Raw genomic sequence first — 24,876 nt, forward strand, 5'->3', positions numbered from 1 at the left:
TGTCAGTGGCTCAGGTGAGCGGCGATGGCGCGCAACATGCGCACGCTGTCGGCATCGAACGGGCCGACCGCATCGGCCAGCGACGATTGCTTGACGATCACCACGCCCGACGGCTTGTCGACGAACAGGTACTGGCCGTGAATCCCACCGGCCAACAGCGCCTGACTGTGGTCGTTGAACACGTACCACTGGCTTCGATAGGACGCACCCGGCGTCCATTGGGAGAATTCGGCATTCTGCGCATAGATCGCAGGGTCCGCCCCGGCGGCGATACGGTCGACGGTCTCGGGTGACAGCAGCTCGACCCCGTCGTGACGGCCATCGTTAGCCAGTAACCGACCGAAACGCGCCATGTCTCTCAACGTGGCGCTGAAGCCTGCGCCGGCCACATTGCGCCCCCAGGGATCGGCCATGAAATAGCCGTCGCGCTCGCACCCCAGGCGCCCCCAGATCGACGCCAGCATCTGGCTGCACGCCTCTCCCGAGGCGCGCTCCATGACCCACGCCAAGGCTTCGGTGGTGGCCGTTACGTAATGGAAAAAACCACCGTGGCCGCCGCGTTTTTTCAGGGATGGCAGGTACTGGTACAGCGACTCGAACTGGGCGTACTGCGCCGGTGCCGGTTGAAAACCGCAGGCATAACCGTATTGCGAACTCTCGGAGTTGGGGTCGTCATACACCTCGCTGTAGTCGATGCCCACGGCCATGTCGAACAACTGGCGCACGGTGGCATCACCAAATGCGCTGCCGGCCAATTCAGGTACGTAGTACGCCGCAGGCAACTCGGGCTTGAGCACACCTTGGGTGACCAGTTGTTCGCCCAGGGTACCGATCAGTGACTTGGTCACCGAAAACATGATGTGGCGGTCCGCGGCGCACTGGCCATTGAAGTAACGTTCGAACAACACCGTGTCGCCCTGCATCACCAAAAAAGCATCGGTCTGACTGGCGACAAGGTGATCCATGACGCTGATGCTCAGCCCGCATTCACTGTCGAAATACAGCGAATCCAGCGCTGCCGGAGCCGCCTTGAGCAGCCCCGCAGCCCCTGCGCCCGCCGGCACGTCGATGGTGGGACGCAGCCGCGCCAAATTGCGAAACCCCCATTGACTGAACGGAGGAAGCATCCAATTGCTCCACGTAACCCGGTGTTTCGGCGCTGCCGGAAAGCCCTGCATCAATACGGGAGCCAAGCGCGGCGCGGGCGAGGATTCGGCCGCCTGCACATACAGGCTGGCCAATGAAGGCGTGATTTTCTGACCCATGGTGACAACCCTGGAAATGACTCTGCATGTGAGCAGATGCGCAGTAATAATTAACCGGCAAATATTCTTTAGTCAATAAATGTTTTTATCCAAAAAAATAAAACCCTTGCCCACGCCAGGATTCACTTCACTCATTAAAAAGTTGGCGATGGGAAGATCAGCGACGCTTGCGGCGGTCGCTTCAATGCGATGCCGTTGAGGGAGGCAATGAGGGGACGTTGCGCCTATGAGGCAAGGAGGTGCGCAGGAGTACGGTGGCTTGATCGATTCGAGTTGGCGTCAATCGGGCGGGCGACAGCCGAGTGTCGCCGCCCGCCTTCCGCAGGCCTCAATCGCGCCGCAATAACGTGTTGGGCGCCACGCCAAACGCTTTGCGAAACGCATGGCTGAAATGGGAGAAATCAGAGAACCCGAAGTCCAGCGCGGCCTGGGACACACTGCGTACCTGGCCACGCTCAATCGCTTCGCGGCTGGCATTCAGGCGCTCTTTCCAGATCTCGGCAACGGGGGTTTTCTGGTAGCGCGCGAAGGCGCGTGTAACGGTGCGGGTCGACACGTTGTGGGCCTGGGCGATGACTTCAATCGACAGGTCCGGCTCGGTCAGGTGCCGTTGGATGTACTGCATGATGCGGCCGTAAAGGTCCAATTCCTGGTGGGTGGTTTTCAGGTCCTGGAGTTCCAGGCTGATCACCAGCAGGTCGAGCAAGGCTGCTGAATAGCGCGTTGCGATGCGCTCGTCCTGCAACGACGCCGGGGTGCTGGCGGCCTGGCGCAGCATCTCACGCAGGGGGATGACCCCAGGCCGGCGGTCGTCGAGGACCATCGCGGTGCACTCCGCGATACGCGGCAGGCGGTCGGTCAGTAACGCTCGCGGAATCCGGACCAGGTGGTTTTCGGTACCACCAAAGCTGAAGCGAAACGCTTGAGTTGCGTCATAAAGAAACAAATTTCCAGCGGCCAGGCTGGCTTTTCGTCCGCCCTGCTCTATCTGGCCATGACCATTTCGGGCGAAACCCAACCATAAATCTTCAGCCGGACCGCTGCGCAGATGCCGCTCGGCGCGCTCCCAATAATGCAGTGGCGATGCCAGCGAACAGAGGTCCAGATCGCCGACGGTATTGATCGCGAGCGCGCCGTCGAAACTGCTCTGGGACAAGGGTTTGCTATCGGCCGCCAGACAATGGCGACAGACCACTTCTTTCCAATAATCAAAGCGGCGCGGTGCGGGAACGGCAAGGGTCGAATACTGGGTGCTTGGGTTCATGGCACGGACCTCGGTACAGCGATGTAGTAAGCGCTTGAAAAGGTGTACGGGTTGTCACCGACAGCAATTAATAGGCCAAGCACACCCACGCCCCCCTTGAGCGCTCAAGGCCGCCACCCTCACAAAGACCGTCTCCACGGCGGGGTAACGGCAAGGCCCTCGCCCTACCCATTTCGAGGCACGAGCCCCAGCGTTTTCGCTATGGGCGCACCAACGCCGGTCATTGCCGCGCCTTGTCTTTTCCAACCAAACGGTTGTCCTGACGAACCAAGCGGCGCCTCGCCGTGACGCCTAATTTCCACCTCACAGCAGCTCTTACCCCGCTGACGAGGCGTGCCATGCATCGACACTGTTCACCCCCCTTGACTGATTTCTCCTGGCTCCTGCAGAGGCGCGACCTGGTGCCGGAAGAGTCGGTTTATTGGTTGATTGAGTGGGGGGTCATGAGGCTGCTGCACCGACGACAAATCGCCAAGCGCGGCCCGTCGCCCAAGCACTGATGCCCACCCGTAGGCCTGAACCAAATAACGAGGAACTCAAGATGGAATCTGCAATCGACACACACCTCAAATGTCCACGCAGCCTGTCGCGCCGTGTGCCCGACGAGTACCAGCCGCCGTTCCCGATGTGGGTCGCGCGCGCCGACGAGACGTTGCAACAAGTGGTGATGGCCTACCTCGGCGTGCAGTATCGCGGCGAGGCACAGCGCGACGCCGCGCTCCAGGCGATGCGTCACATCGTCGGCAGTTTCAGCCTGGCCGATGGCCCGCAGACCCATGACTTGACCCACCACACCGACAGCAGCGGCTTCGATAATTTGATCGTGGTCGGCTACTGGAACGACCCGGCCGCCTACTGCCGCTGGTTGCGCTCGGCGCCGGTGAACGACTGGTGGGTCTCACCGGATCGTCTCAACGACGGCCTGGGCTATTTCCGCGAAATCAGCGCCCCGCGCGCCGAGCAATTCGAGACGCTGTATGCCTTCCAGGACAACCTGCCTGGTGTCGGCGCGGTAATGGATGCAACCAGTGGCGAGATCGAGGAGCACGGTTACTGGGGGTCGATGCGCGACCGTTTCCCAATCTCCCAGACCGACTGGATGAAGCCCACCAGTGAGCTGCAAGTGGTCGCCGGTGATCCGGCAAAAGGCGGGCGCGTGGTGGTTTTGGGGCACGACAACCTCACGCTGATTCGCTCCGGCCAGGACTGGGCGGACGCCGAAGCGGACGAACGCTCGCTGTACCTCGACGAGATCCTGCCGACCTTGCAGGACGGCATGGATTTTTTGCGTGACAACGGCCAGCCGTTGGGCTGCTACAGCAACCGGTTCGTACGCAATATCGACCTGGACGGCAACTTCCTCGACATCAGTTACAACATCGGCCACTGGCGCTCGGTGGAAAAACTCGAACGCTGGGCCGAGTCCCACCCGACCCACCTGCGCATTTTCGTGACGTTCTTCCGCGTGGCCGCAGGGCTGAAAAAGCTGCGGCTGTACCACGAAGTGTCGGTGTCGGACGCCAAGAGCCAGATCTTTGAGTACATCAACTGCCACGCGCAGACCGGCATGTTGCGCGACGCCGCTGTCGCGCAAGGAGTGCAACCATGAAATTGAGACCGATTGTTCTGGTGCTGGGGATGTTGCCGTTCGTCAAAAGCCAGGCCCTTGAAGTCGCCCCCGGAGATTTCGAGCCGCTGCCCGCCGGGGCCGATGCCGTGTTGTTTTACTTCCAGCACGCGCAACGGTCGGACCTCTATCAGAACGGCCATAAAACCTCGGACAACGCCAAGCTCAGCTCCGACGTGGGCATCCTGCGTTACATCCATGCCATAGGCCTGGCCGAGAACCTTTCATGGGAGCCGCAGATATTGCTGCCGTTCGGCTACATGAATGCTTCGGGGGATGTCGGCGCGCTGGGGAACACCCATGGCGTGGCCGACCCGATCATCACCGCGCCGCTCAAATGGACGTTACCGACCGCGAACAAGGACGTGTTCGCCCTGGCCCCCTACCTGTATATCCCCATCGGCAGCTACGACAAAAACGATGCCTTGAACCTCGGTGAAAACCGCTGGCGAGCCACCTTACAAGCGGCCTACATCCACCATTTTTCGGCGCAGTGGGCGTTGGACACCGTCGCGGACGTGTCCTGGGTGTCGAGTAATAACGACTACGGCCCCACCGGCGCGAAACTCGAAGAGAACACGCGCTACGAATACCAGGCCGCCGTGCGCTACAACTGGACGCCCAGCACCACGTTCGCGCTCGGTGGCGGCTATGTGAGCGGGGCCGCCACCACGGTGGATGGCGTTGACCAGCACGACGGTCTGTCGACGTCCTACGCGCGTTTCACGGTCACGCACTTCGTCGATCCCACGCTGCAGCTCCAGGCGCAGTTGGGCAAGGACATCGAGGTCGAGCAAGGCTTCAGGGAAGGCGCTCGCCTGAATCTGCGGATCTTGAAAGTGTTCTGAATCCGGCTGTCCTTTTCAGCCAAGTGAGTGTCTTGCTCAACCATGCGCCTACGGCAGCAGAGGCCTAATTTGGTCTTCAACGCTACCCGGACCGAATCGATAAAAAGACAGGAAAATCATGGCCATTAATCGCCCCACGCTTGATCAGCTTTTAGCCATCGCGGCCCAGTTGAACATGCAACTGACCCACGAGCAGGCGGCGTCCTACCTTGAGCTCATGCAACCGAGTTTCGATGCCTACGATCTGGTCGACGAGCTGTGTGATTTCATCCCGCCCATCCGCTACGAGCGCAGTGGCGGCTATCGCCCCGCAAACAAAGAAAACCCGTTCAACGCCTGGTACTACCGCGCTGAAGTCAAAGGTGCCCGTGAGGGCCTGCTGGCCGGTAAAACCGTCGCGCTCAAAGACAACGTCGCCCTGGCCGGCGTGCCGATGATGAACGGCGCGACAACGCTGCAAGGCTTTGTGCCGAGCTTCGACGCCACCGTGGTCACACGCTTGCTCGATGCCGGCGCGACCATCCTCGGCAAAGCCACCTGCGAGCACTACTGCTTGTCCGGGGGCAGCCACACCTCCGACCCCGCACCGGTGCATAACCCCCACCGTCACGGGTTTTCCGCCGGTGGCTCCTCATCGGGCAGTGCCGCGTTGGTGGCCGCCGGCGAGGTGGACATCGCCGTTGGCGGCGATCAGGGCGGGTCAATCCGTATTCCGTCGGCCTTCTGCGGGACCTACGGCATGAAGCCGACCCATGGTCTGGTGCCCTACACCGGCATCATGGCGATTGAAGCGACGATCGATCATGTCGGCCCCATCACCGCCACCGTGCGCGACAACGCACTGATGCTGCAGGCCATGGCCGGTGCGGACGGGCTAGATCCACGCCAGGCGGCGCCGCAGGTCGATGACTACTGCAGCTACCTGGCGCGGGGGGTGAGCGGGCTCAGAATCGGCGTCGTGCAGGAAGGGTTTGAGCTGGCTAACCAGGACCCACGCGTGGCGGACAAAGTGCGCGAGGCCATCGCACGCCTCGAGGCGTTGGGCGCGCAGGTGGAAGCGGTGTCCATTCCCGAACACACCTTGGCGGGATCGCTGTGGCACCCCATCGGTTGCGAGGGGTTGACCATGCAGATGATGCACGGCAACGGCGCAGGCTTTAACTGGAAAGGCTTGTACGACGTCGGTCTGCTGGACAAACAGGCCGGCTGGCGCGAGCAGGCTGACCACTTATCGGCGTCGCTCAAACTGTGCATGTTCGTCGGCCAATACGGCCTCACGCGCTACAACGGGCGCTACTACGCCAAGGCCCAAAACCTCGCACGGTTTGCGCGGCAAGGCTATGACAAGGCGCTGCTCGCCTATGACCTGCTGGTGATGCCGACCACCCCCATCATCGCCCAACCCCATCCGCCAGCAGACTGCTCGATCACCGAGTACGTGGCCCGCGCCCTGGAAATGATCGGCAACACCGCGCCTCAGGACATCACCGGGCACCCGGCCATGTCGATTCCCTGCGGCTTGGTGGACGGCCTTCCGGTCGGGCTGATGCTGGTCGCCCGACACCATGCCGAAGGCACGATCTACCAGGCCGCCGCAGCGTTTGAAGCCGCGGTGGACTGGCGCACGCTCTGAGTTTATGACCTGAAAAACAATAAGAAACACCGACACGTTTGAATCACATCACAACCGCGTTGACTGACAGGAGAGACCCCATGAGTTCATCGACTTCCACAACCGCGACGACTTCAACGCCCGGCGAGCGGGCGTGGGCATTGTTTCAAGTGCTCAAGGGCAAAGACCTCATCCCGGAGGGCTATGTCGAGCAACTCACACAACTGATGGAACACGGCTGGACCCCGGAAAACGGCGCCCGTGTGGTCGCCAAGGCCTGGGTCGACCCGCAGTTCCGGGCGCAGTTGCTCAAGGATGGCACCGCTGCGTGCGCACAGTTCGGCTACACCGGCCCGCAGGGCGAATACATCGTCGCGCTGGAGGATACGCCAACGGTCAAGAACGTGATCGTGTGCAGCCTATGCTCCTGCACCAACTGGCCGGTGCTCGGGCTGCCACCGGAGTGGTACAAGGGCTTCGAGTTCCGTGCGCGCCTGGTCCGGGAGGGCCGCACCGTATTGCGCGAACTGGGCACCGAGCTACCGAGCGACGTGGCAGTCAAGGTCTGGGACACCAGCGCCGAAAGCCGCTACCTGGTGTTGCCGCTAAGGCCCGAAGGCACCGAGCACATGAGTGAAGAGCAGCTTCAGGCGCTGGTGACCAAAGACGTGCTGATCGGCGTCGCCCTGCCGCGTATCGGCTGACACACCCCCACCTCATCGTTCAACTCCCGGAGTTTTTATTATGGATGGCTTTCACGATCTCGGCGGTTTCCAGGGCTTTGGCAAAGTCCCCCACACCATCAACAGCCTGAGCTACAAACAGGTGTTCAAGCAGGACTGGGAGCACCTGGCCTACAGCCTGATGTTCCTCGGTGCCGATCACTTGAAAAAATTCAGCGTGGACGAAGTGCGTCACGCCGTCGAACGCCTGGACGTTCGCCAGCACGTCGGCACCCAGTACTACGAACGCTATGTCATCGCCACCGCGACCCTGCTGGTCGAAACAGGCGTCATCACCCAGGCCGAGCTCGATCAGGCCTTGGGTTCGCACTTCAAGCTGGCGAACCCCGCGCAGTCCAACGGACGCTCGGCGATCACCGATCGCGCGCCCTTTGAAGTGGGCGACCGGGTTGTGGTGCGCGATGAGTATGTGGCCGGGCATATCCGCATGCCGGCCTACGTGCGTGGCAAGCGCGGCGTGGTGTTGCATCGCACCTCGGAAAAATGGCCATTCCCGGACGCCATTGGCCATGGCGATACGAGCGCGGCGCACCAGCCGAGTTACCACGTCGAGTTTTGCACGAGGGATCTGTGGGGGGATGCCGCAGACGAAGGCTTCGTGGTGGTCGACCTGTTCGAAAGCTACCTGGACAAGGTGACCCCATGATGAGCGGCGCCCAGGCGGGCCGATTGCCGGTGACGGTGCTTTCCGGCTTCCTCGGCGCCGGCAAGACCACCCTGCTCAACCATATCCTGCGCAACCGCCAAGGCCTGAGAGTGGCGGTGATCGTCAATGACATGAGCGAGGTCAACATCGATGCCGCAGAGGTGCAGCGCGATGTATCGCTGCACCGGGGGCGCGATGAGCTGATCGAAATGAGCAATGGCTGTATCTGCTGCACGCTGCGCGCCGATTTGCTGGAGCAGATCAGCACCCTGGCACGCCAGCAGCGTTTTGATTACCTGCTCATCGAATCCACGGGCATCTCGGAGCCGATGCCGGTCGCCGAGACGTTCGCCTTCCTTGATGCCGACGGCTTCAGTCTCAGCGAACTGGCGCGGCTCGATACCTTGGTGACGGTGGTCGACGGCAGCCGCTTTCAGGCGTTGCTTGAGTCGCCGGACGCCGTGGCCCGCGACGATGCACAGGCGGATACGCCCCAACGCCCGCTGGCAGATCTTCTGATCGAGCAGGTGGAGTACGCCAACGTCATTCTCGTCAACAAACGGGACCTGCTGGATGACGCGGGCTACCAGGCGGTGCACGGGATCCTCGCCGGGCTTAACCCGACCGCGCTGATCATGCCGATGGCCCACGGTAACGTTGAGTTATCCGCCCTCCTCGGCACCCATCGGTTTGATTTACCGAGCCTTGCCGCGTCGCCAGGCTGGATGCGGCAGATGGACGCGACCGACACCCCGGCCTCCGAATCTGACACCTATGGCGTGACGTCCTGGGTGTACCGCGAGCGCGCGCCCTTCCACCCACAGCGCTTGCTCGATTTTCTCCAGCGGCCCTGGCGCAACGGGCGCCTGCTGCGCAGCAAAGGGTACTTCTGGCTCGCCAGCCGGCACCTGGAAACCGGCCTGCTGGCGCAAAGCGGCAGGCAGTTCCAGTGGGACTATGTGGGGCGCTGGTGGAGTTTTCTCGAGCAGTCGCAATGGCCACGGGATGAATATCGCTTGCAGAGCATCATGGCCAAGTGGGACAGCGTCGTCGGGGACTGCCGGCAGGAGCTGGTGTTTATCGGCCAGGACCTGGACACCCAGGCCTTGCAGCGCGAACTCGACCACTGCCTGCTCAGCGCCGAGGAAATCGCCGCCGGCCCGCACGCCTGGCAAGCCCTGCCGGGGGCGGCAGCCTTTGATGCCTATGCCTTGTCGGCGCCGACGCGCCGCTTGCAGGCTGAGCCCATTTGACCGAGGTGAGGTGTTCCATGCTTTTTTTCAGGCCAACCACGCGCTGGGTACTGGCGCCGCTCGCCGACAGACTGGAGCAGCCCGACCAGGCCAGCACGCCATTGTCTTCGAGCAACCCGTTATTGCGCCGCATCCTGTGCGGTGTCGAGCAGGTGCTGCAAGAGCGGCGCGACCTCAAGACGCAGGCCCACGCACTGAGCGTGCAAGTCAGCCAATTGGACGAACACCTGGCCGACCGTGACCGGCTGTTGCAGCAAATGGAAGCCCGCCTGGCACTGATCACCCGAGGCGCAGGTGACCTGTTCTGGACGCTGACACTGGATGGAACCGCCGCGTCGACGCCGGACGGCGCGATGACGTGGACGGGGTCTGCGTCAGTCCAGGTGCCTGGTGGTGACCGGCTGGGCGATTGGCGCGAACAGTTGCACCCGGCCGATCAGCAAGCGCATCTGACGGCACTCGCCAGGCACCTGGCCGACCGCAGCGGGCGTACCCCCTTCGCGCTGGATGTGCGGATGAAGGCGGCGGCCGGCGATGACTATCGCTGGTGCAGAGTCAGCGGGGTTTCACAGCGCGATGCGCAAGGGGTGGCGCAGGTCTTGGGGGGCAGCGTGCGCGACATTCACGCGCAGCACCTGCACAACGAAGCACTCGAACTGGCGGCCACCCGTTTCGACATTTCCCGGGAAATGCTGCACGACGGGCTGTGGGATATCGAGGTGGTGGCCGGCGACCCGGCAAACCCGAAAAACACCATCTGGTGGTCATCGCAAATGCGCCGGCTGCTGGGCTGCAACACGGTCGAGGAGTTCCCCAATACCCTGGAAAGCTGGACCTCGCGCCTGCACCCGGACGACAGTGCGCGGGCCATCGCCGCGTTTGTCGCGCATGTCGACGACCGCAGCGGCAACACACCGTTCGATGTGGACTATCGACTCAAGCACAAGAACGGCACTTACCGCTGGTTTCGCGGCCGTGGGCAAACGCGCCGCGCGCCGGACGGCTCCCCGCAACGGGTGGTGGGCGCCATCACCGATATCCACGCCCAGCATGAAGAAAGCACGATGCGCGAAGCACAGGCGCAACAGCATCAGGTGATGCAGGAAACCCTCAACAAGCTGACGCAGATTGTCGCCACCATCCAGGGCATCGCCAGCCAGACCAACCTTCTGGCGCTCAATGCCGCCATTGAGGCCGCGCGGGCCGGTGACGCCGGGCGCGGGTTTGCGGTGGTCGCCGATGAAGTGCGCAAACTGGCCACGCGAACCAGCCAGGCGACCCAGCAAGCTGCCGAGATGATGGACCGCTAGCACCGGCCCCCCTGCGCGGCAGGCCGGGGCACACTCACAATAACAAGAGGTACGTTATGCGCGATTACGACTCAGCCGTGGCATCGTTCGACTATCAACAACTGGCCGCCAGGGATTTGCAGGGTGAGCTGACAGCCCTGAACGCGTGCATCGAATGCTGCGACCGCCACGCCGACGGCAATGCCGTGGCGCTGTATTGCGAAACCCGCGATGGCCGCTCCACGCACCATACCTTCAGCGAACTGCAGGCCCACGCCGCGCGCTTCGGCAACTTTCTGCGCGAACAAGGGGTTCAGCCGGGCGATCGCGTCGCGGGCCTGATGCCGCGCACGGTCGAACTGTTGATTGCCATTCTGGGCACCTGGCGCATTGGCGCGGTCTATCAGCCGCTGTTTACCGCCTTCGGTCCCAAGGCGATCGAACAGCGACTGGGCTGCTCCAAGGCCCGCTGGATCGTGACCGATGCCAGCAATCGTCCCAAGCTCGACGACATCACGGACTGTCCCGCCATCATCGTCACCGACGCGCCCCTGCCGCATTCGGGCGATTACGATTTTTGGAGCGTGCTGGATCGCCAACAGGCGCAATGCGTACCGACGTTGTTGGACGCCAGTGCGCCTTTCCTGCTGATGTGCACCTCGGGAACCACCGGGCCGGCCAAGCCGCTGGAGGTGCCGTTAAGCGCCATTCTGGCCTTCAAGGGCTATATGCGTGACGCGATAGCGCTGCGCGCAGACGACCGTTTCTGGAACCTCGCCGACCCCGGCTGGGCGTATGGTTTGTACTACGCGGTGACCGGGCCCTTGGCCTGTGGTCACGCCACGTTGTTCTACGACGGGCCGTTCAGCGTCGAAAGCACCTGCCGGATCATCACCCAGTACGCCATCAGCAACCTGGCCGGGTCGCCAACGGCCTATCGCCTGCTGATTGCAGCGGGCGCCGAGTTCGCCAACGCCGTGCGCGGCCACTTGCGTGTCATCAGCAGCGCCGGCGAGCCGCTCAACCCGCAAGTCATCCGTTGGTTTGCCGAACAACTCGGCGTGGTTATCCACGACCACTACGGCCAGACCGAAATCGGCATGGTGCTGTGCAACCACCATGGGCTGCACCACCCGATCCACGAAGGCTCGGCCGGGTATGCGGTTCCGGGTCACCGGATTGTGGTGCTGGATGACGCCGGTCGGGAATTACCCACCGGCCAGCCCGGCGTGTTGGCGGTGGATCGCGAGCGCTCGCCCCTGTGCTGGTTCAACGGCTACTTTGGCATGCCCACTAAGGCGTTTATCGGCCGCTACTACTTGAGCGGCGATATCGTAGAGCTCAATGCTGACGGCAGTATCAGCTTCGTCGGCCGTAACGACGACGTGATCACCACGTCCGGCTATCGCGTCGGGCCTTTTGATGTGGAGAGTGCGCTGATCGAACACGCGGCAGTGATCGAAGCGGCCGTCATAGGCAAACCCGACCCGCAACGCACCGAGTTGATCAAGGCATTCGTGGTGCTGAACCCCCGGTACGCGCCAGACGCCGAATTGGCTGAAGCCCTGCGCCTGCATGTCAAACAGCGTCTGGCGGCCCATGCGTACCCGCGGGAAATCGAGTTTGTCGAGCAACTGCCCAAGACCCCCAGCGGCAAGTTGCAGCGCTTCATTTTGCGCAACCAGGAAATAGCCAGACAGCAGGCACAGCCCACATGACTCCGGAACGTGCCATGCCTGGCCTGAGCCGCTCAGAGTTCCAGCGCAGAGCCCTGGAACTGTTCAAGGAGCGCAGCTTCGGCCAGGTCAGCATGCGTGAATTGGCGGCACATGGGGATTGACTCCTTGAGCCAACAACTTGCGCGCTTCATCCCGAAGGGAACGCGCCTCACGCAAGCTGACTTGCGGATAGGTGCCCAACGACATGCGCTTTTGCTTGCCGCTCCAGCAGTAACGGAAGTGCCACGAACGCCCGCCCGAGGCCGTCACCGCCAAGGACAGGCCGTCAATATCGCCGAGGGTGTAGTCTTTGCCGGTGGGCTTGGCCTGCCGGACGGCAGCATCTGAAAGAGCCATGCTTCTAGCCTCCTGAAGGTAGAATTCAGGGCTAGATGTTCAGCAAATGACTCGTCGGGCTCCTGCAACAATCCGATCTCGACGCCTGCCATTTTCATGGACTAGATTCTGGACTAAAAACGTCCGGATACCCGTGGCTTTCGGTGGATGCTGATGGAACGAAAAAAGACGCCGAAGCGTCTATTTTCAATGACTTACAGACTTCCATGGAACTCTGCAGATCGATATTTGGAGCGGGAAACGAGACTCGAACTCGCGACCCCGACCTTGGCAAGGTCGTGCTCTACCAACTGAGCTATTCCCGCTTGGTGAGGCGCATTCTATAGAATCTTAAGCACCCGTCAAGCCTTTGATTCAAAAAAGTTTTATTTCTTTTCAACGGTGGTGCGCAGATGCGGCCAGGCGGCGCGCAGGTACTGGAGCATGGACCACAGTGTCAGGCCGGCGGCGATGAGCAGCAAAGCGTAGCCGAGCAGGACCCAGAAAGTGAAGTCCGACGGGTTGGCCAGCAGGATCACCAGCGCGAGCATTTGCGCGGCGGTTTTCCATTTGCCCATGTTGGACACGGCGACGTGGGCACGGGCGCCGATTTCGGCCATCCATTCACGCAGGGCCGAGACGACGATTTCGCGGCCGATGATCACCGCGGCCGGCAGGGTCAGCCACAGGTTACCGTGCTCCTGCACCAGCAGCACCAGGGCGACGGCCACCATGAGTTTGTCGGCGACCGGGTCCAGAAACGCGCCGAACGGCGTGCTCTGCTCCAGGCGGCGTGCCAGGTAGCCGTCGAGCCAGTCGGTGGCGGCCGCGAAGGCAAACACGGAGCTGGAGGCCAGGTAGCTCCATTCGTACGGCAAATAGAACAACAAAATAAAAATCGGGATGAGCAGGACGCGTAGAACGGTGATCAGATTAGGGATATTCATCGGCACAACTGGCTACGAGGTGGAAAGGCATTCTATTCGCTATGCAGATTCGCATAAATCAGCTCAGCGAGCTTTTTACTGATACCGGGTGCTTTGGCTATCTCGTCAATGCTGGCACGGGACAGCTCCTGCAAGCCACCAAAATGTTTAAGCAAGTCACGACGTCGCGTCGGCCCCACGCCTGCAACCCCTTCCAGGGTTGAGGTTCGCCGGGTTTTGCCACGGCGGGCGCGGTGGCCGGTAATGGCAAAACGGTGGGCTTCGTCGCGAATCTGTTGAATCAAATGCAGCGCCGGCGAGTCGCCTTTCAAAGTGAACTCATGGGCGGCATCATTCAAGTACAACGTCTCGAAACCAGCCTTGCGCGTCGCGCCCTTGGCCACACCCAGGAGAATCAGGTCGGGCACGGCCAGTTCGTTGAGCACGTCACGGGCCATGGACAGCTGGCCCTTGCCGCCGTCCACCAGCAGGATATCGGGCAGCTTGCCCTCCCCGTCCTTGAGCTTGCTGAAGCGCCGCGTCAGGGCCTGGTGCATGGCCGCGTAGTCATCGCCAGCGGTGACGCCTTCGATGTTATAGCGTCGGTAATCGGATTTGATCGGTCCTTCCGGCCCGAACACCACGCAGGACGCCACGGTAGCTTCGCCGCTGGAGTGACTGATGTCGTAGCACTCCAGGCGCTGGGGCGGCTCGTCCAGGTTGAGGACCTCGGCCAAGGCGTCAAAGCGTGCGGCCACGTGCTGTCGATTGGCCAGGCGCGCGCTCAGGGCTTGCTCGGCATTAGTCACCGCCAGTTGCTGCCAGCGGGCGCGGGTGCCGCGCACACGGTGGCTGATACCCAACTCGCGGCCGCGCAGCTCGTGGATCGCCTCGATCAAGGTGGGGAAGTCTTCGTGCACCACGTTCACGATCAGCTCCGACGGCAGGTCGCGCTCGGGACTGCTGACGTAGTACTGGCCAAGGAACGCGGCCATCACTTCGGCCACTTCCTCGTCGATACCGGTCTGCGGGAAGAAGTTCTTGCTTCCCAGCACTCGGCCGCCGCGCACGCTGATCAAGTGCACACAGGCGCCCCCCGGGTTGACGAACGCAGCGATCACGTCGACGTCGCCGGTGCCGCCTTCCATGCTTTGCTGGTCCTGGACGCGGCGCAACAGAGAGATCTGGTCACGCAGTTCAGCGGCACGTTCGAAATCCAGCGTACTGGCTGCCTGTTCCATCGCCGTGGAGAGCTCATCGGTGAGCGCATTGCTGCGTCCTTCGAGGAACATCACCGAATGGCGCACATCCTCGGCGTATTCCGCAGGCTCCACCAAGCCGACGCACGGCGCCTTGCAGCGTTTGATCTGGTATTGCAGGCAGGGCCGCGTACGGTTTTTGTAAAAGCTGTCTTCGCACTGACGCACAAAAAAGGTTTTTTGCAGCAGGCTCAGGCTCTCGCGGATCGCACCGGCGCTGGGATACGGCCCGAAATACTTGCCCTTCGCCTTCTTGGCGCCACGGTGAATGCTCAGGCGTGGGAAGTCGCCGTCGGATAAATATACATATGGGTAGGATTTATCGTCACGCAGCAGGATGTTATAGGGCGGTCGCCATTCCTTGATCAGCGTCTGCTCAAGCAGCAGCGCCTCGGTTTCATTGGCGGTGATGGTGGTTTCGACTTGGGCGATACGTGCCACCAGGGCGGCGGTTTTCGGCGCGAGACCGGTCTTGCGAAAATAGCTCGCCAGGCGGTTCTTCAGGTTCTTGGCTTTGCCGACGTACAGCAGGCGCGCCTCGCTGTCGAACATGCGATACACGCCGGGGCGGCCACTGCAGGTTGAAAGGAAGGCACTCGGATCAAACGATGTGGTCATGTCAGGCGCTGGCGTCCACCATGCCGTGGCGCACCGCGAGCAGGGTCAATTCAACATCACTGCTGATGGCGAGCTTCTCGAAAATGCGATAGCGGTAGGTGTTGACGGTCTTGGGCGACAAGCACAGCTTGTCGGAAATGGCCTGAACCTTCTGGCAACCGACGATCATCAAGGCGATCTGGATTTCCCGCTCCGACAGCGCATCGAACGGCGAGTCGCTGGTGGGCTGGAAGGACTTGATCGCCAACTGCTGGGCAATCTGCGGGCTGATATAGCGCTGGCCTGCAAACACCAGACGGATGGCTTGCACCATCTCGGCAAGGCCCGCGCCCTTGGTCAGGTAACCGGCGGCACCGGCCTGCAACAGGCGGGTGGGGAACGGATCTTCCTCGCACACGGTCACCACCACGACTTTAATGTCCGGATGGCTGCGCAGCAATTTGGTCGTAGCGCCAAGACCGCCGATCCCGGGCATCTTGACGTCCATCAGTACCACGTCGGGCTTCAACTCCCGGGCCTTGATCAGGGATTCCTCGCCTGATTCGGCCTGGCCGACTACTTGCAGGCCATCGATGTCAGCCAGCATTCGTGTAATGCCTGTACGAACGAGATCATGGTCATCGACTACTAGCACCCTAATCAAGCAGACACCTCGCGAAATGGTCTTATAGGTTGCCGAACACCTTAGCAAAAAACCAAGGCCCAGACCTAGTTGCAAGCGTCATATATATGGAGTTTGGATAAGCGCAAGCCGCCCGCAGCGCAGCGGACAGCCTGATTTGTTGGACGAAGGGTCAGAAATCCTAAGGCTGGGCCTTGGATTTTCCATTCTGCAAAATGCAATGTTCAGCCAAGGTGGAAGTCAGGCGACGGATCGCATCCTGATCTTCCTTGAACATCGCGCGGTAATCGCCCAGGACTTTTTCTTCTATCCGGCTCAGGCTTTCCAGCTGAAGCGGCGTGGCCGTGCCGGTCAACACGTACAGTACATCAACACCTCTCTCGGCGACCCGAGACAAATAGTCGGCCTTGGGTGCACGCCCTCCACTTTCGTACTTGCCTTGCGCGTTGGCCTCAACGCCACCGATCTCACCAAAGACTTTTTGCGACAGGCCAAGCCGCTCTCTTTCCTGCCTCAAACGCGAACCGATTCCACTCATTTGGATGCATGATCCTATTTTGTAAACCTGCAGAGATGACAGGCTCACCTCTTAGTTAAACAAACTTGAACGGCTTCGAGCTATGCCCCGAACCCTGACTGCCGTAAAAGCCGAGGCCAGGCTGCAACATCAAGGAAAGTCAGTTCAAACGTTCGCCTGTGAACATGGCGTTGAGCCGGCAACCACCTACCAAGTCCTCGCCGGGCGCAAAAAGAGGGGTCATCCTTCCTGAGGCTGACGGCCAAAAAACACTCAGGAACTCGGCTCCTGCAGCCAGTATGCGCCTATCAGGATAAGGCGCGTGGTTTAGCTTGAACGGCAGACCCGCTCCATACGCCAGAAGCAATCTTCTTCCCCAACGATATTGAACCCCGTGCGCTGATAAAGCTGCCAGGCCGGATTCGTCTTGAACACCGTCAAACGCAACAGGCCCAGTGCCTGCGCCTTGAGCGCCATCTGCTCCAGCACCCAACTGCCCGCACCCTGCCCGCGACAGGCTTCGAGCATGTGCAGCTCGCGAATATACAGCGCCCGGCTATCACGGCTCAGGCTGATAAAACCCAGCACGCTGTCATCACGGCAAATCAACCAGTTTTCGCGCCCGGCCCAGGCCGTATCGAAGCCGTCATTGGACCACCAGAGCCCGTACTGCCGGTAATACCCGTTCATTGCCTCGCGGGTCAACGTTCGTGCAAAGGGCAGGTCCTGGTCCGTCGCCGCGCGCAGATGAAAGACCATTTAGACAGCCACCACATGGCCAGCCCAACCGTCACTGTCCAGTCGGGCAACCACCAGTGCCTCCCCCAGACCCGGTGCCGCGGCAAGCAAACGGCCATCCGCCGCCCAGATCGCGCTGCGACCGGCACACGCCCACCCCCCCGAAGGACCACCATGGTTGGCCATCACGACCAGCAGGCCATGTTCAATGGCATAGCCTTGCAGCAGTGCAGCGTCCGTGGCGTAACCGTTCTCACTGATCAGCACCCCGGCGGCGTAAACCGAGGCGCCCGCGTGCGCCGCAGCACGCGGATGACTGGCATGGCAAAAATCTGCACACACCGCCAGAGCAATACGTTGCGCCTCAAGTTCAAGGAGCGCGCCCCCTTGCCCGGCAACAAACGCCACCTCTTCACCGGCATGCAAGTGCTGCTTGGTGTAGACCGCCAGGGAGCCATCCGCCCCCAGCACCAAGGCGCCAATTGCTACGCCGGCGTCAGGCGCCAGTCGGATCGGCATGCCCACCACGGCAGTCATGCGCAGCGCCCGCGCCATTTCCCGCAGTGGCGTCAACCGGCCATCGCCGGGGGCAATCGCCAGTGCCGCCGCCAGCGACGGTTCATAGCCCGTCAAAGACAACTCCGGGAATACCAGCAGTTGCACGCCCTGCTCCCGTGCAGCCCGCATAAATACAAGGTGCCGCTGGATATTGGCCGGCACATCGCCCGCAATTGAAACGGATTGAGCAGCAGCAAGGGTCAAGGCAGTCATGGTCGCGTCCAAGCAATCAGTATCAAAGGGTGACCAGCATATCGACACGTACCCCATAGCGGTAAGACCCTTCACCCAATAGAAATTACTGATTGAATCTCTGCGCGTGCCTCTAGTAAGCTCCACCGATCATTTGGAGACACACCATGTTGCAACTCGTCCACACTCAGGTTTGCCTTGCTGCCAGCGCCTCGCGCTCGGTGCCAGCTGCCTGTGTGAACGGTTCGAGCGCAGCTGTCAGCTTTTATTTTGGGTATTGGTTTAGCCACTGGCGCGCCTGATACTTCAAATCGGCGCCCACTACTCAAGGGGTCGCCTACCAGAGAAATCTAACCCCCGGTCGGCTCCCCGACCGGGGGTTTTGTTTTTCAGGCCTCTTAACTTTTGCAGAACACTCAAAGGAATCACGACATGAACTACGCCACCTATTACCGCTACGACACCTCCACCGCATGGCGATTTAGCAAGCTCCGTTCGGGACAGCCTGCCGCCTCCGATCGGTCACCTATTGGTGGCAAGCCAACACACGTAGCCAGTACGGCCAATTGTCGAACACCCCAGTAGGCCAAGCGCGCGGGAACAACCCGCCGCTTGTCCAGGAAGCCTTGAATATGAACTCCTCCGTCGCCGCCCTGCCCGTTTCGAACCTCATCAGTGCCAATGAAGCCCTGACCCAACGCCTGCCCAGTGCTCTTGAGCTCAAGCATCAACTACCGCTCAGCCCGTTCCTCAACGAACAGATCCATGCCCATCGCCAAGCCGTGCGCGCCATTCTCAATGGCGAAGATTCACGCTTGCTGGTGATTGTCGGCCCGTGTTCGATCCACGATCCGGAATCGGCCATGGAGTACGCGCGCAACCTGAAGAAGCTGGCGCTGGACGTCAGCGACCAGATGCTGTTGGTGATCCGTGCCTACGTCGAAAAACCACGCACCACCATCGGCTGGAAAGGCCTGGCCTACGACCCGCACCTGGATGGCAGCGATGACATGGCCGCCGGGTTGACCCTGTCCCGCGAGCTGATGCGTGAAATGCTGCGCCTGGGCCTGCCGGTCGCCACTGAACTGCTGCAACCCATGGCCGCCGGCTACTTTGATGACCTGCTCAGTTGGGTGGCGATTGGCGCACGCACCACCGAGTCGCAGATCCACCGCGAAATGGCCAGTGGACTAGGCATGCCGGTGGGCTTCAAGAACGGTACCGACGGCGGCGTTGCGATTGCCTGTGACGCAATGCGCTCGGCGTCCCACCCGCACCGCCACTTCGGCGTCGACAGCCAGGGCCACCCGGCGATCATCCAGACTGCCGGCAACCCCGACACCCACTTGGTACTGCGCGGCGGTCACCGTGGGCCGAACTACGATGCCCAAAGCGTGGCGCAGGTGAAGCACGACCTGACCAAATCCAAAGTCGCACCGCGCATCATGGTCGACTGCAGCCATGCCAACAGCGGCAAGGACCCGTTGCGTCAGCCGGCAGTGTTCAACGACGTGCTGGAACAACGCCTGCAAGGCGACACCTCGCTGATCGGCATGATGCTCGAGAGCCACCTGTTCGAAGGCTGCCAACCCCTGAGCCCGTCGATGAAGTACGGCGTGTCGGTGACCGATGGTTGCCTGGGCTGGGCAGGTACCGAGCACCTGTTGCGCAACGCCACCGAGCGTTTGCGTGCGCAAGGTTGATCGTTCAAGGCGCCGCTACGCAGGGGTACGGCGCCTCACCAGTGGGTCTACGGCGAAGTGCTCAAGGACCCGGTGATCCAGCAGATCGCCGAACGCCACCGGGCGCCCCCAAGGGCATTGCGCCAGAGTGAAACTAAACCCCGGCCACCGGCCTGCGGGATAATTCCCGCAGCCACGGCAGCACCCGCAGGCCCTTCGCGGCCTCGGGTGGATCGATGATATCCATGAAGTGTTCAAGGTTGACGTTGTCCGGCACGCCAGGCAGGCGCACCAGGACCGTCGGCATCGCACCGGCAGGCTTGCCCGCTTCCAGGTGGTCGTAGACCAGCACATGGCGAACCTGGGACTGCAGCTCGCAGGTATTGACCAGCAGGCCGGCGTTGATGATCAGCACATCAAAAGGCTCAGCGGGAATAGCGGTCAGGATTTGTACTTCTTCAGAGGTTTGCACCGGGACAATCCGGTGGTACCCCAATTGGTTGAGCATTTTTTCAATGTACAGCCGTTGCAGGTGCTGTTCATCGGCAATCAGGATGGTCAGTGCTTTGTTCGGCATGGCAAACCCCTGGGCTGGCAGCGCGCGTCAGTGAGGCCGCCCATTCTCCAGACATATCCCGCAGACTAAATCAGGCATATTCCCTCTTCGCGTAGGACCTATCCCAAATCCACCGAAAGGGCATTGACTTCAGTCACGCCCGATTGCCGTAGCGGACCAGCGTGTGATGCACCTGCGTGATAGCCGCGCCCAAGGCCTCGACCGTATCGCCCAATGCGGCCTCGTCCCGTCGTTCACACACTGCCTCCAAGGCCTCGCAGCACTCAATGAGCGCCCGTGCCTTGACCATGCGCGCGCCACCTTTAATGCGATGGGCCACGTCATGCAGCTTGGCAAAGTTCACCTGATGTTGAAGCGCTGGCAGCAACGCACGGTCCTCCTCCAGGCTGACGGACAACGGCGTCAGCAATTCGTCGAGCGCAGCCTTGTCACCCCCGGTGAGCGTGGTCAGCAAGCTCAAATCAACCAACGCCTCCTCCATCGCCGCAGCGCCACCGGCTGCATGCGAGGCCAAGGCCTGCCGCAAATCCTCAAGCCCGGTCGGCTTGAACAGGCAGCCGTCCATGCCAGCCTGGCGGCAGCGTTCAGCCTCTTCTGCCTGGGCGTTGGCGGTGAAGCCCAGCAACAGGCAGGGTTTCAAGCCGCGCTCGCGTTCTTGTACGCGGATATCACGCGCCAACGCGTAACCGTCCTTAAGGGGCATGTTGCAATCGGTGATCACCCCATCAAAGTGCTCGGCCCGCCAAAGCGCAAGCCCTTGGACACCGTCGTCGGCAGTGACGATGCGATGCCCAAGGAAGCTCAGTTGTCGCGCCAGCAGCAGGCGGTTGGCGGGGTAATCATCGACCACCAGGATCTTCAGCGCGCGTGTCGAAGGGCTCGGCAGCGCAACCGAAGCCGTCGGCACCGCTGCGGCCAACGCCAGCATCAGTGTCAAATCCACCCGCGTGCCTTTGCCCAGCACGCTGCTCAGGTGCAGTTGGCCGCCCATCATCTGGCACAGGTTGCGGCTGATCACCAGTCCAAGGCCAGAACCGCTGCGCGCCGATTGTTCGTGGTTGCTGCCTTGGATAAACGGATTGAACAACCGCTGTTGATCTTCGGCACTGATGCCGATACCCGTGTCCTCCACCCATACCCGCAGGCTCAGAGGGTCACCGGCCAAAGCCGGCATGGCCTGGGCGCCAAGGCAGATACGGCCGGCGGCGGTGAACTTGATGGCATTGCCCAGCACATTGGAGATCACCTGTTTGAAACGCATGGGGTCGATCAACACCGGGCGGTCGATCAAGGGATCCAGCTCCACTTGCAGAACCAGGCCCTTGTCCCGCGCCAGCCCCTCGAATACCCGCGCCACCGAGACCAGCAGCTCATGCACGTTGGACGTTTCCAGGCTCAGGGACAGATGGCCGGACTCAATTCGCGCAATATCGAGAATATCGCCGATCAACTCCAGCATGCTCCGCGAAGCTACCGATGCCACTTCCAGCGCATCGCGGTCGGCACGGCCCTGTTCGGCGTTTTTAAGCGCCAGCTCGATCATGCCGATCACTGCATTCATGGGAGTACGGATCTCATGGCTCATGGTCGCCAGGAACGTCGTCTTGGCGCGGTTCGCAGCGTCGGCCTCTTCCTTGGCCTCCTGCAGCTGGCCCAATAAACGCTGGCGCTCGCTCACATCCACCCAACCGGCGATCATGCCCACCACCTTATCGTCGCCATCACGGTAGGGCAGCATCCATTGGTAGATGGTCAATACTTCACCGTTCGGCAGTTTGAGTACGCGGTCGAGAATGTGCGGCTCACCCTGCTCCATCAACCGTAAGTAATCGGCATGGAACGACTGGGCCTGGGGCGGGTTGCCGGTATCGGTTTGCATCACGGTCTTGCCGATCACGTCTTCGAGCTTGAAGCCAAACACATCCAGGTAAGCGTTATTGCACGCCATCAAGCGGCCCTGACGATCACGCACGTAAATAGGATGGGGGGTGCCGTCAATCAGCACGCTCATAAAACGCATCTGGTCACTCAAAGCACGCTCGGCCTGGGCACGCTTGCGAATAAGACTACGCAGGTAGAACACCCAACCGAGGGTAACCAGCAGCAACAACGCAGCCAAACCGAACCCCTGGAGAATGACGTTGCGGTGACGCAGCCAGTAATTGTCATCAATCAGGATCTCGCTGCGCCAATGGTTGGTCAGCTCGTCTATCTCTTCAGGCGTAATGCTCAGCAAGGCCTTGTCGAGGATCGAATACAACTCCAAATGACTGCGGTTGACACCAAACGTCAAACGCGCAGGCTCCGTGCCCACGGTGCTGGTGATGCGCAGGCGTTCGGGATAGTGACGCGCAATGAGGTAGCGCGCGGAAATCAGCGACAGCACCGTTGCATCGACACTGCCTTTGGCGACCGACTCCATGGCCTGCTCAGGGTTCTCCACATCGACCAACTCGATGCTGGGGTAGTGCTGGATAATCTGCGCGGCAAGGCTGTCGCCGCGAATAAACGACAGACGTTTACCGGCCATGTCCTCAAGGGTCACCAGGCGATCGTTCTCAGCAGGCACCACCAACACATAGGGACTGGATAAGTAAGGCCGGGTAAAACGCATTTTCTCGGAGCGTTCGACACTCGGGCTGATCGCCGCCACCATGTCCACCTTGCCGGCATTGACCTGATCCGCTTGCCGTGGCAGCGAACTGCCCCGCACCACATCGAACTTCAACCCCGTGCGCAGGCTGATCCGCGACAGCACCTCGGCGCTTAATCCTTCAAATTGCTCCTGTTTATTGAAGTAGGACAACGGCACGAACTTGTCGAGCACCGCCACCTTCACCCGGGGATGCTTCTCCAGCCAGCGCTGCTCACTGCCGCTCAAACGCAGCCGCTCGGCTTCAAAGAAGCCGCCGCCGCCGGCACTCCAGCGGCGCAGGATTTCCAGTTGCTGGTTGGCGGGCACGGTCGCCAGTGCAGCGTTGAAGATGTTCAATAAACGCGTATTACCCTTGACGAACGCGAAGCCGAAAGGGTTGGTCTCCAGCGCGGAAAAATCCGCCATGCGCACGTTGTTCAGATGGTTCTTGTTGATCAGGTAGCGGGTACTGATGGCGTCGCCCAGGTACACATCCGCTTGCCCGAATGCAACGGCGCCGATGGCTTCGAAGGTCGAACCGAACAGCAGCAACCGGGCATTCGGATAAAAGGCCTGGACGACGTCGGGTTGCATGTAGTGATAGAGCATCGCGACGCGCTTACCCGAAAGATCAGGCTTGAGTGCATGGCTCTCGCCCGTACGCGTGACCAGCGTGGGTTGATCGTTGGCATAGGATCGGGACAGCACCAGCTGCGAATCGGCCGCTTCATAGCCGTTGGCCGACCCTACCAAGTCAACCTCACCGGTCTTGAGCGCCTCGATCACCTCATCGCGAGTGTCATACCGTCGCACGTTAATACTGATGTTCAGTATCTGCGCGATCATTTGCGCGTAATCGGCGGTGATGCCTTCGAGTTCGTCGTTGTTATTGCTCAGGTCAAAGGGGGCGTAATCGGGTGCCGATACCCCCATCGACAGCGTGCGCCGCTCCCGCAGCCAGCGCCAGTCCGCCTCGCTCAACACCAGCGTCGGGTTTTCAAGCGTGGAGTGGCCCAGCAGGCGCAGATTGTGTGGGTCATCAGAGGCCATCGCCGCCAGGGGCAACAGCCCCATCAGCAGGATGGCCGCGCGCTTGAGCAACCTTGAGGCGACCATTTCAGATCAGATGATTACGCTGAGCAAACTTGGACAGGTGCACCACCGAGGACATCCGCAACTTCTCCTTGAGCCGCGTTTTGTAGGTACTGATGGTCTTGTGACTGAGCAGCATGTCCTCGGCGATTTCCTTGTTACCCAGGCCTATGGCGAGCTTTTGCAGCACGGTCAACTCACGGTCGGAAAGCGCCTCCACCAACTCCTGCTCAGTGGACTGCAGATCGTCGCGGCGCACCGAACTGGTAGGCAGGCTGGGGAAACAGCTGTAACCGGAGCGGATCGCCCTGATTGCCTTTTGCAGTTCATCCAGCTCTCCCGTCTTGGCCACGAACCCCATCGCACCGGCGCGCATACAGCGGGTGGAAAAAAACACGGCCAGATAAGAAGTCAGCACCAGGATTCTGCAGGGCAGCTCCAGTGACTTGATCCGGCTGATCACCTCCAGCCCGCCAAGTTTGGGCATCGCCAGGTCCAGAATGACCAGATCCGGACGCACCTCGCGGGCAATCTGCATGGCGTCGGCACCGTTGCCCGCCTCAAGGATGGTGTCGAAACCTTCCTGTTTGAGCAGAAACTTGACGGTGGCGCGTATAAAAGGATGATCATCCACAATTAAAGCTTTGTTGCTCATAAGACTCCCCTGAGAAGATCAATACGCTCACATATCAAGCGAGTCCCATCTACCTGTTAGAAGTAACAGTTCCGACAAGCGGTGCTGATGCCTCTGCGCAACACGTCAGGCAGTACGGGTCCCTCCTTTTGAAAAACACGGTAAACACGCGCCTTGATTCCTGAACAGGCGCAAGCGCGCAACCTTAACAACGACGTGTCTTTT

The 24,876-nt window shown here is 61.0% G+C and carries 20 protein-coding genes, 1 tRNA gene and 3 pseudogenes; 11 read left to right on the forward strand and 13 right to left on the reverse strand.

Features of this window, described 5'->3' with window-relative positions; all coding sequences use genetic code 11:
• Positions 1 to 2 precede the first annotated feature (2 nt).
• Together KZX66_RS12265 and KZX66_RS12270 are read right to left on the reverse strand one after the other, a co-directional pair.
• Entirely contained in the window at positions 3 to 1,265 is a 1,263-nt protein-coding gene (locus KZX66_RS12265; RefSeq protein ID WP_248079685.1) for a serine hydrolase, read from the reverse strand.
• Between the two features lie 328 nt (positions 1,266 to 1,593).
• Positions 1,594 to 2,529, reverse strand: coding sequence for a helix-turn-helix domain-containing protein (locus KZX66_RS12270; RefSeq protein WP_248079687.1), 936 nt, complete (start codon positions 2,527 to 2,529; stop codon positions 1,594 to 1,596).
• 541 nt (positions 2,530 to 3,070) lie between these two features.
• Here KZX66_RS12270 and KZX66_RS12275 point away from each other — a divergent pair.
• The 9 genes and pseudogenes from KZX66_RS12275 to KZX66_RS12320 all read left to right on the forward strand — a co-directional run.
• A complete protein-coding gene (locus KZX66_RS12275) occupies positions 3,071 to 4,138 on the forward strand; it encodes a phenylacetaldoxime dehydratase family protein (RefSeq protein WP_248079689.1) in 1,068 nt (355 codons plus the stop codon).
• Positions 4,135 to 5,004, forward strand: coding sequence for a transporter (locus tag KZX66_RS12280; protein WP_248079691.1), 870 nt, complete (start codon positions 4,135 to 4,137; stop codon positions 5,002 to 5,004). Before KZX66_RS12275 ends, KZX66_RS12280 begins: the two co-directional genes overlap by 4 nt.
• Positions 5,005 to 5,122: 118 nt before the next feature.
• Positions 5,123 to 6,637 (forward strand): amidase, encoded by a 1,515-nt coding sequence (locus KZX66_RS12285; RefSeq protein ID WP_248079692.1) that lies wholly within the window; start codon positions 5,123 to 5,125, stop codon positions 6,635 to 6,637.
• 80 nt (positions 6,638 to 6,717) lie between these two features.
• Entirely contained in the window at positions 6,718 to 7,320 is a 603-nt protein-coding gene (gene nthA / locus KZX66_RS12290; RefSeq protein WP_248079693.1) for a nitrile hydratase subunit alpha, read from the forward strand.
• Positions 7,321 to 7,360: 40 nt separating this feature from the next.
• Complete coding sequence (gene nthB / locus KZX66_RS12295; protein ID WP_248079694.1) at positions 7,361 to 8,005, forward strand: nitrile hydratase subunit beta; 645 nt, start codon at positions 7,361 to 7,363, stop codon at positions 8,003 to 8,005.
• Positions 8,002 to 9,258, forward strand: a complete 1,257-nt coding sequence (locus KZX66_RS12300) for a GTP-binding protein (protein ID WP_248079695.1) — start codon at positions 8,002 to 8,004, stop codon at positions 9,256 to 9,258. The genes nthB and KZX66_RS12300 overlap by 4 nt, the downstream gene beginning before the upstream one ends.
• Before the next feature lie 17 nt (positions 9,259 to 9,275).
• A complete protein-coding gene (locus KZX66_RS26390; protein ID WP_282445904.1) occupies positions 9,276 to 10,568 on the forward strand; it encodes a methyl-accepting chemotaxis protein in 1,293 nt (430 codons plus the stop codon).
• Between the two features lie 56 nt (positions 10,569 to 10,624).
• Complete coding sequence (locus tag KZX66_RS12315) at positions 10,625 to 12,265, forward strand: AMP-binding protein (RefSeq protein WP_248079696.1); 1,641 nt, start codon at positions 10,625 to 10,627, stop codon at positions 12,263 to 12,265.
• Positions 12,262 to 12,378, forward strand: a pseudogene (locus KZX66_RS12320) (TetR/AcrR family transcriptional regulator); the annotation flags it as partial. The gene KZX66_RS12315 and the pseudogene KZX66_RS12320, both read left to right, overlap by 4 nt.
• A gap of 1 nt (position 12,379) precedes the next feature.
• On the opposite strand, the pseudogene KZX66_RS12325 reads toward KZX66_RS12320, so the two are convergent.
• From KZX66_RS12325 to KZX66_RS12350, 6 genes and pseudogenes are all read right to left on the reverse strand, one after another.
• A pseudogene (locus KZX66_RS12325) lies at positions 12,380 to 12,622 on the reverse strand (Arm DNA-binding domain-containing protein); the annotation flags it as partial.
• A gap of 229 nt (positions 12,623 to 12,851) precedes the next feature.
• A tRNA-Gly gene (locus tag KZX66_RS12330) sits at positions 12,852 to 12,927 on the reverse strand.
• 60 nt (positions 12,928 to 12,987) lie between these two features.
• Positions 12,988 to 13,548, reverse strand: coding sequence for a CDP-diacylglycerol--glycerol-3-phosphate 3-phosphatidyltransferase (gene pgsA / locus KZX66_RS12335; RefSeq protein ID WP_010566013.1), 561 nt, complete (start codon positions 13,546 to 13,548; stop codon positions 12,988 to 12,990).
• 32 nt (positions 13,549 to 13,580) lie between these two features.
• A complete protein-coding gene (gene uvrC / locus KZX66_RS12340) occupies positions 13,581 to 15,404 on the reverse strand; it encodes an excinuclease ABC subunit UvrC (RefSeq protein ID WP_248079697.1) in 1,824 nt (607 codons plus the stop codon).
• A 1-nt stretch (position 15,405) separates the two neighbouring features.
• A complete protein-coding gene (gene uvrY, locus KZX66_RS12345) occupies positions 15,406 to 16,047 on the reverse strand; it encodes a UvrY/SirA/GacA family response regulator transcription factor (RefSeq protein WP_010566015.1) in 642 nt (213 codons plus the stop codon).
• A 160-nt stretch (positions 16,048 to 16,207) separates the two neighbouring features.
• Entirely contained in the window at positions 16,208 to 16,564 is a 357-nt protein-coding gene (locus KZX66_RS12350) for a helix-turn-helix transcriptional regulator (RefSeq protein ID WP_248079699.1), read from the reverse strand.
• An 82-nt stretch (positions 16,565 to 16,646) separates the two neighbouring features.
• On the opposite strand from KZX66_RS12350, the pseudogene KZX66_RS12355 reads away from it, so the two are divergent.
• Positions 16,647 to 16,778 (forward strand): annotated as a pseudogene (locus tag KZX66_RS12355) (DNA-binding protein); the annotation flags it as partial.
• Positions 16,779 to 16,870: 92 nt separating this feature from the next.
• Here the strand turns inward: KZX66_RS12355 and KZX66_RS12360 are convergent.
• Both KZX66_RS12360 and KZX66_RS12365 read right to left on the reverse strand, forming a co-directional pair.
• Complete coding sequence (locus tag KZX66_RS12360; protein WP_248079701.1) at positions 16,871 to 17,302, reverse strand: GNAT family N-acetyltransferase; 432 nt, start codon at positions 17,300 to 17,302, stop codon at positions 16,871 to 16,873.
• Positions 17,303 to 18,052, reverse strand: coding sequence for a carbon-nitrogen hydrolase family protein (locus tag KZX66_RS12365; RefSeq protein WP_248079703.1), 750 nt, complete (start codon positions 18,050 to 18,052; stop codon positions 17,303 to 17,305). It abuts the gene before it with no gap.
• Between the two features lie 611 nt (positions 18,053 to 18,663).
• Here KZX66_RS12365 and KZX66_RS12370 point away from each other — a divergent pair.
• Positions 18,664 to 19,734 (forward strand): 3-deoxy-7-phosphoheptulonate synthase, encoded by a 1,071-nt coding sequence (locus KZX66_RS12370; RefSeq protein ID WP_248079705.1) that lies wholly within the window; start codon positions 18,664 to 18,666, stop codon positions 19,732 to 19,734.
• A 133-nt stretch (positions 19,735 to 19,867) separates the two neighbouring features.
• On the opposite strand, the gene KZX66_RS12375 is transcribed toward KZX66_RS12370, so the two are convergent.
• The 3 genes from KZX66_RS12375 to KZX66_RS12385 all read right to left on the reverse strand — a co-directional run bounded on the left by KZX66_RS12375 (position 19,868) and on the right by KZX66_RS12385 (position 24,672).
• Positions 19,868 to 20,290 (reverse strand): chemotaxis protein CheY, encoded by a 423-nt coding sequence (locus KZX66_RS12375; RefSeq protein WP_248079707.1) that lies wholly within the window; start codon positions 20,288 to 20,290, stop codon positions 19,868 to 19,870.
• Between the two features lie 133 nt (positions 20,291 to 20,423).
• Entirely contained in the window at positions 20,424 to 24,041 is a 3,618-nt protein-coding gene (locus KZX66_RS12380; protein WP_248079709.1) for a transporter substrate-binding domain-containing protein, read from the reverse strand.
• A 1-nt stretch (position 24,042) separates the two neighbouring features.
• A complete protein-coding gene (locus KZX66_RS12385; protein ID WP_248079710.1) occupies positions 24,043 to 24,672 on the reverse strand; it encodes a response regulator transcription factor in 630 nt (209 codons plus the stop codon).
• Positions 24,673 to 24,876 lie beyond the last annotated feature (204 nt).

This window comes from Pseudomonas sp. EYE_354 (assembly GCF_023148575.1).
Lineage (GTDB): Bacteria > Pseudomonadota > Gammaproteobacteria > Pseudomonadales > Pseudomonadaceae > Aquipseudomonas.

What these genes read in the sequence shown, in the direction of transcription:
- KZX66_RS12365 (WP_248079703.1), bottom strand. Translation starts at nt 18,052, where the DNA reads ATGACTGCCTTGACCCTTGCTGCTGCTCAATCCGTTTCAATTGCGGGC.
- KZX66_RS12375 (WP_248079707.1), bottom strand. Translation starts at nt 20,290, where the DNA reads ATGCCGAACAAAGCACTGACCATCCTGATTGCCGATGAACAGCACCTG.
- KZX66_RS12380 (WP_248079709.1), bottom strand. Translation starts at nt 24,041, where the DNA reads ATGGTCGCCTCAAGGTTGCTCAAGCGCGCGGCCATCCTGCTGATGGGG.
- KZX66_RS12300 (WP_248079695.1), top strand. Translation starts at nt 8,002, where the DNA reads ATGATGAGCGGCGCCCAGGCGGGCCGATTGCCGGTGACGGTGCTTTCC.
- KZX66_RS12280 (WP_248079691.1), top strand. Translation starts at nt 4,135, where the DNA reads ATGAAATTGAGACCGATTGTTCTGGTGCTGGGGATGTTGCCGTTCGTC.
- uvrC (WP_248079697.1), bottom strand. Translation starts at nt 15,404, where the DNA reads ATGACCACATCGTTTGATCCGAGTGCCTTCCTTTCAACCTGCAGTGGC.
- KZX66_RS12360 (WP_248079701.1), bottom strand. Translation starts at nt 17,302, where the DNA reads ATGGTCTTTCATCTGCGCGCGGCGACGGACCAGGACCTGCCCTTTGCA.
- KZX66_RS12315 (WP_248079696.1), top strand. Translation starts at nt 10,625, where the DNA reads ATGCGCGATTACGACTCAGCCGTGGCATCGTTCGACTATCAACAACTG.
- KZX66_RS12285 (WP_248079692.1), top strand. Translation starts at nt 5,123, where the DNA reads ATGGCCATTAATCGCCCCACGCTTGATCAGCTTTTAGCCATCGCGGCC.
- nthA (WP_248079693.1), top strand. Translation starts at nt 6,718, where the DNA reads ATGAGTTCATCGACTTCCACAACCGCGACGACTTCAACGCCCGGCGAG.
- KZX66_RS12265 (WP_248079685.1), bottom strand. Translation starts at nt 1,265, where the DNA reads ATGGGTCAGAAAATCACGCCTTCATTGGCCAGCCTGTATGTGCAGGCG.
- KZX66_RS12385 (WP_248079710.1), bottom strand. Translation starts at nt 24,672, where the DNA reads ATGAGCAACAAAGCTTTAATTGTGGATGATCATCCTTTTATACGCGCC.
- pgsA (WP_010566013.1), bottom strand. Translation starts at nt 13,548, where the DNA reads ATGAATATCCCTAATCTGATCACCGTTCTACGCGTCCTGCTCATCCCG.
- nthB (WP_248079694.1), top strand. Translation starts at nt 7,361, where the DNA reads ATGGATGGCTTTCACGATCTCGGCGGTTTCCAGGGCTTTGGCAAAGTC.
- KZX66_RS12270 (WP_248079687.1), bottom strand. Translation starts at nt 2,529, where the DNA reads ATGAACCCAAGCACCCAGTATTCGACCCTTGCCGTTCCCGCACCGCGC.
- KZX66_RS12370 (WP_248079705.1), top strand. Translation starts at nt 18,664, where the DNA reads ATGAACTCCTCCGTCGCCGCCCTGCCCGTTTCGAACCTCATCAGTGCC.
- KZX66_RS12275 (WP_248079689.1), top strand. Translation starts at nt 3,071, where the DNA reads ATGGAATCTGCAATCGACACACACCTCAAATGTCCACGCAGCCTGTCG.
- KZX66_RS26390 (WP_282445904.1), top strand. Translation starts at nt 9,276, where the DNA reads ATGCTTTTTTTCAGGCCAACCACGCGCTGGGTACTGGCGCCGCTCGCC.
- KZX66_RS12350 (WP_248079699.1), bottom strand. Translation starts at nt 16,564, where the DNA reads ATGAGTGGAATCGGTTCGCGTTTGAGGCAGGAAAGAGAGCGGCTTGGC.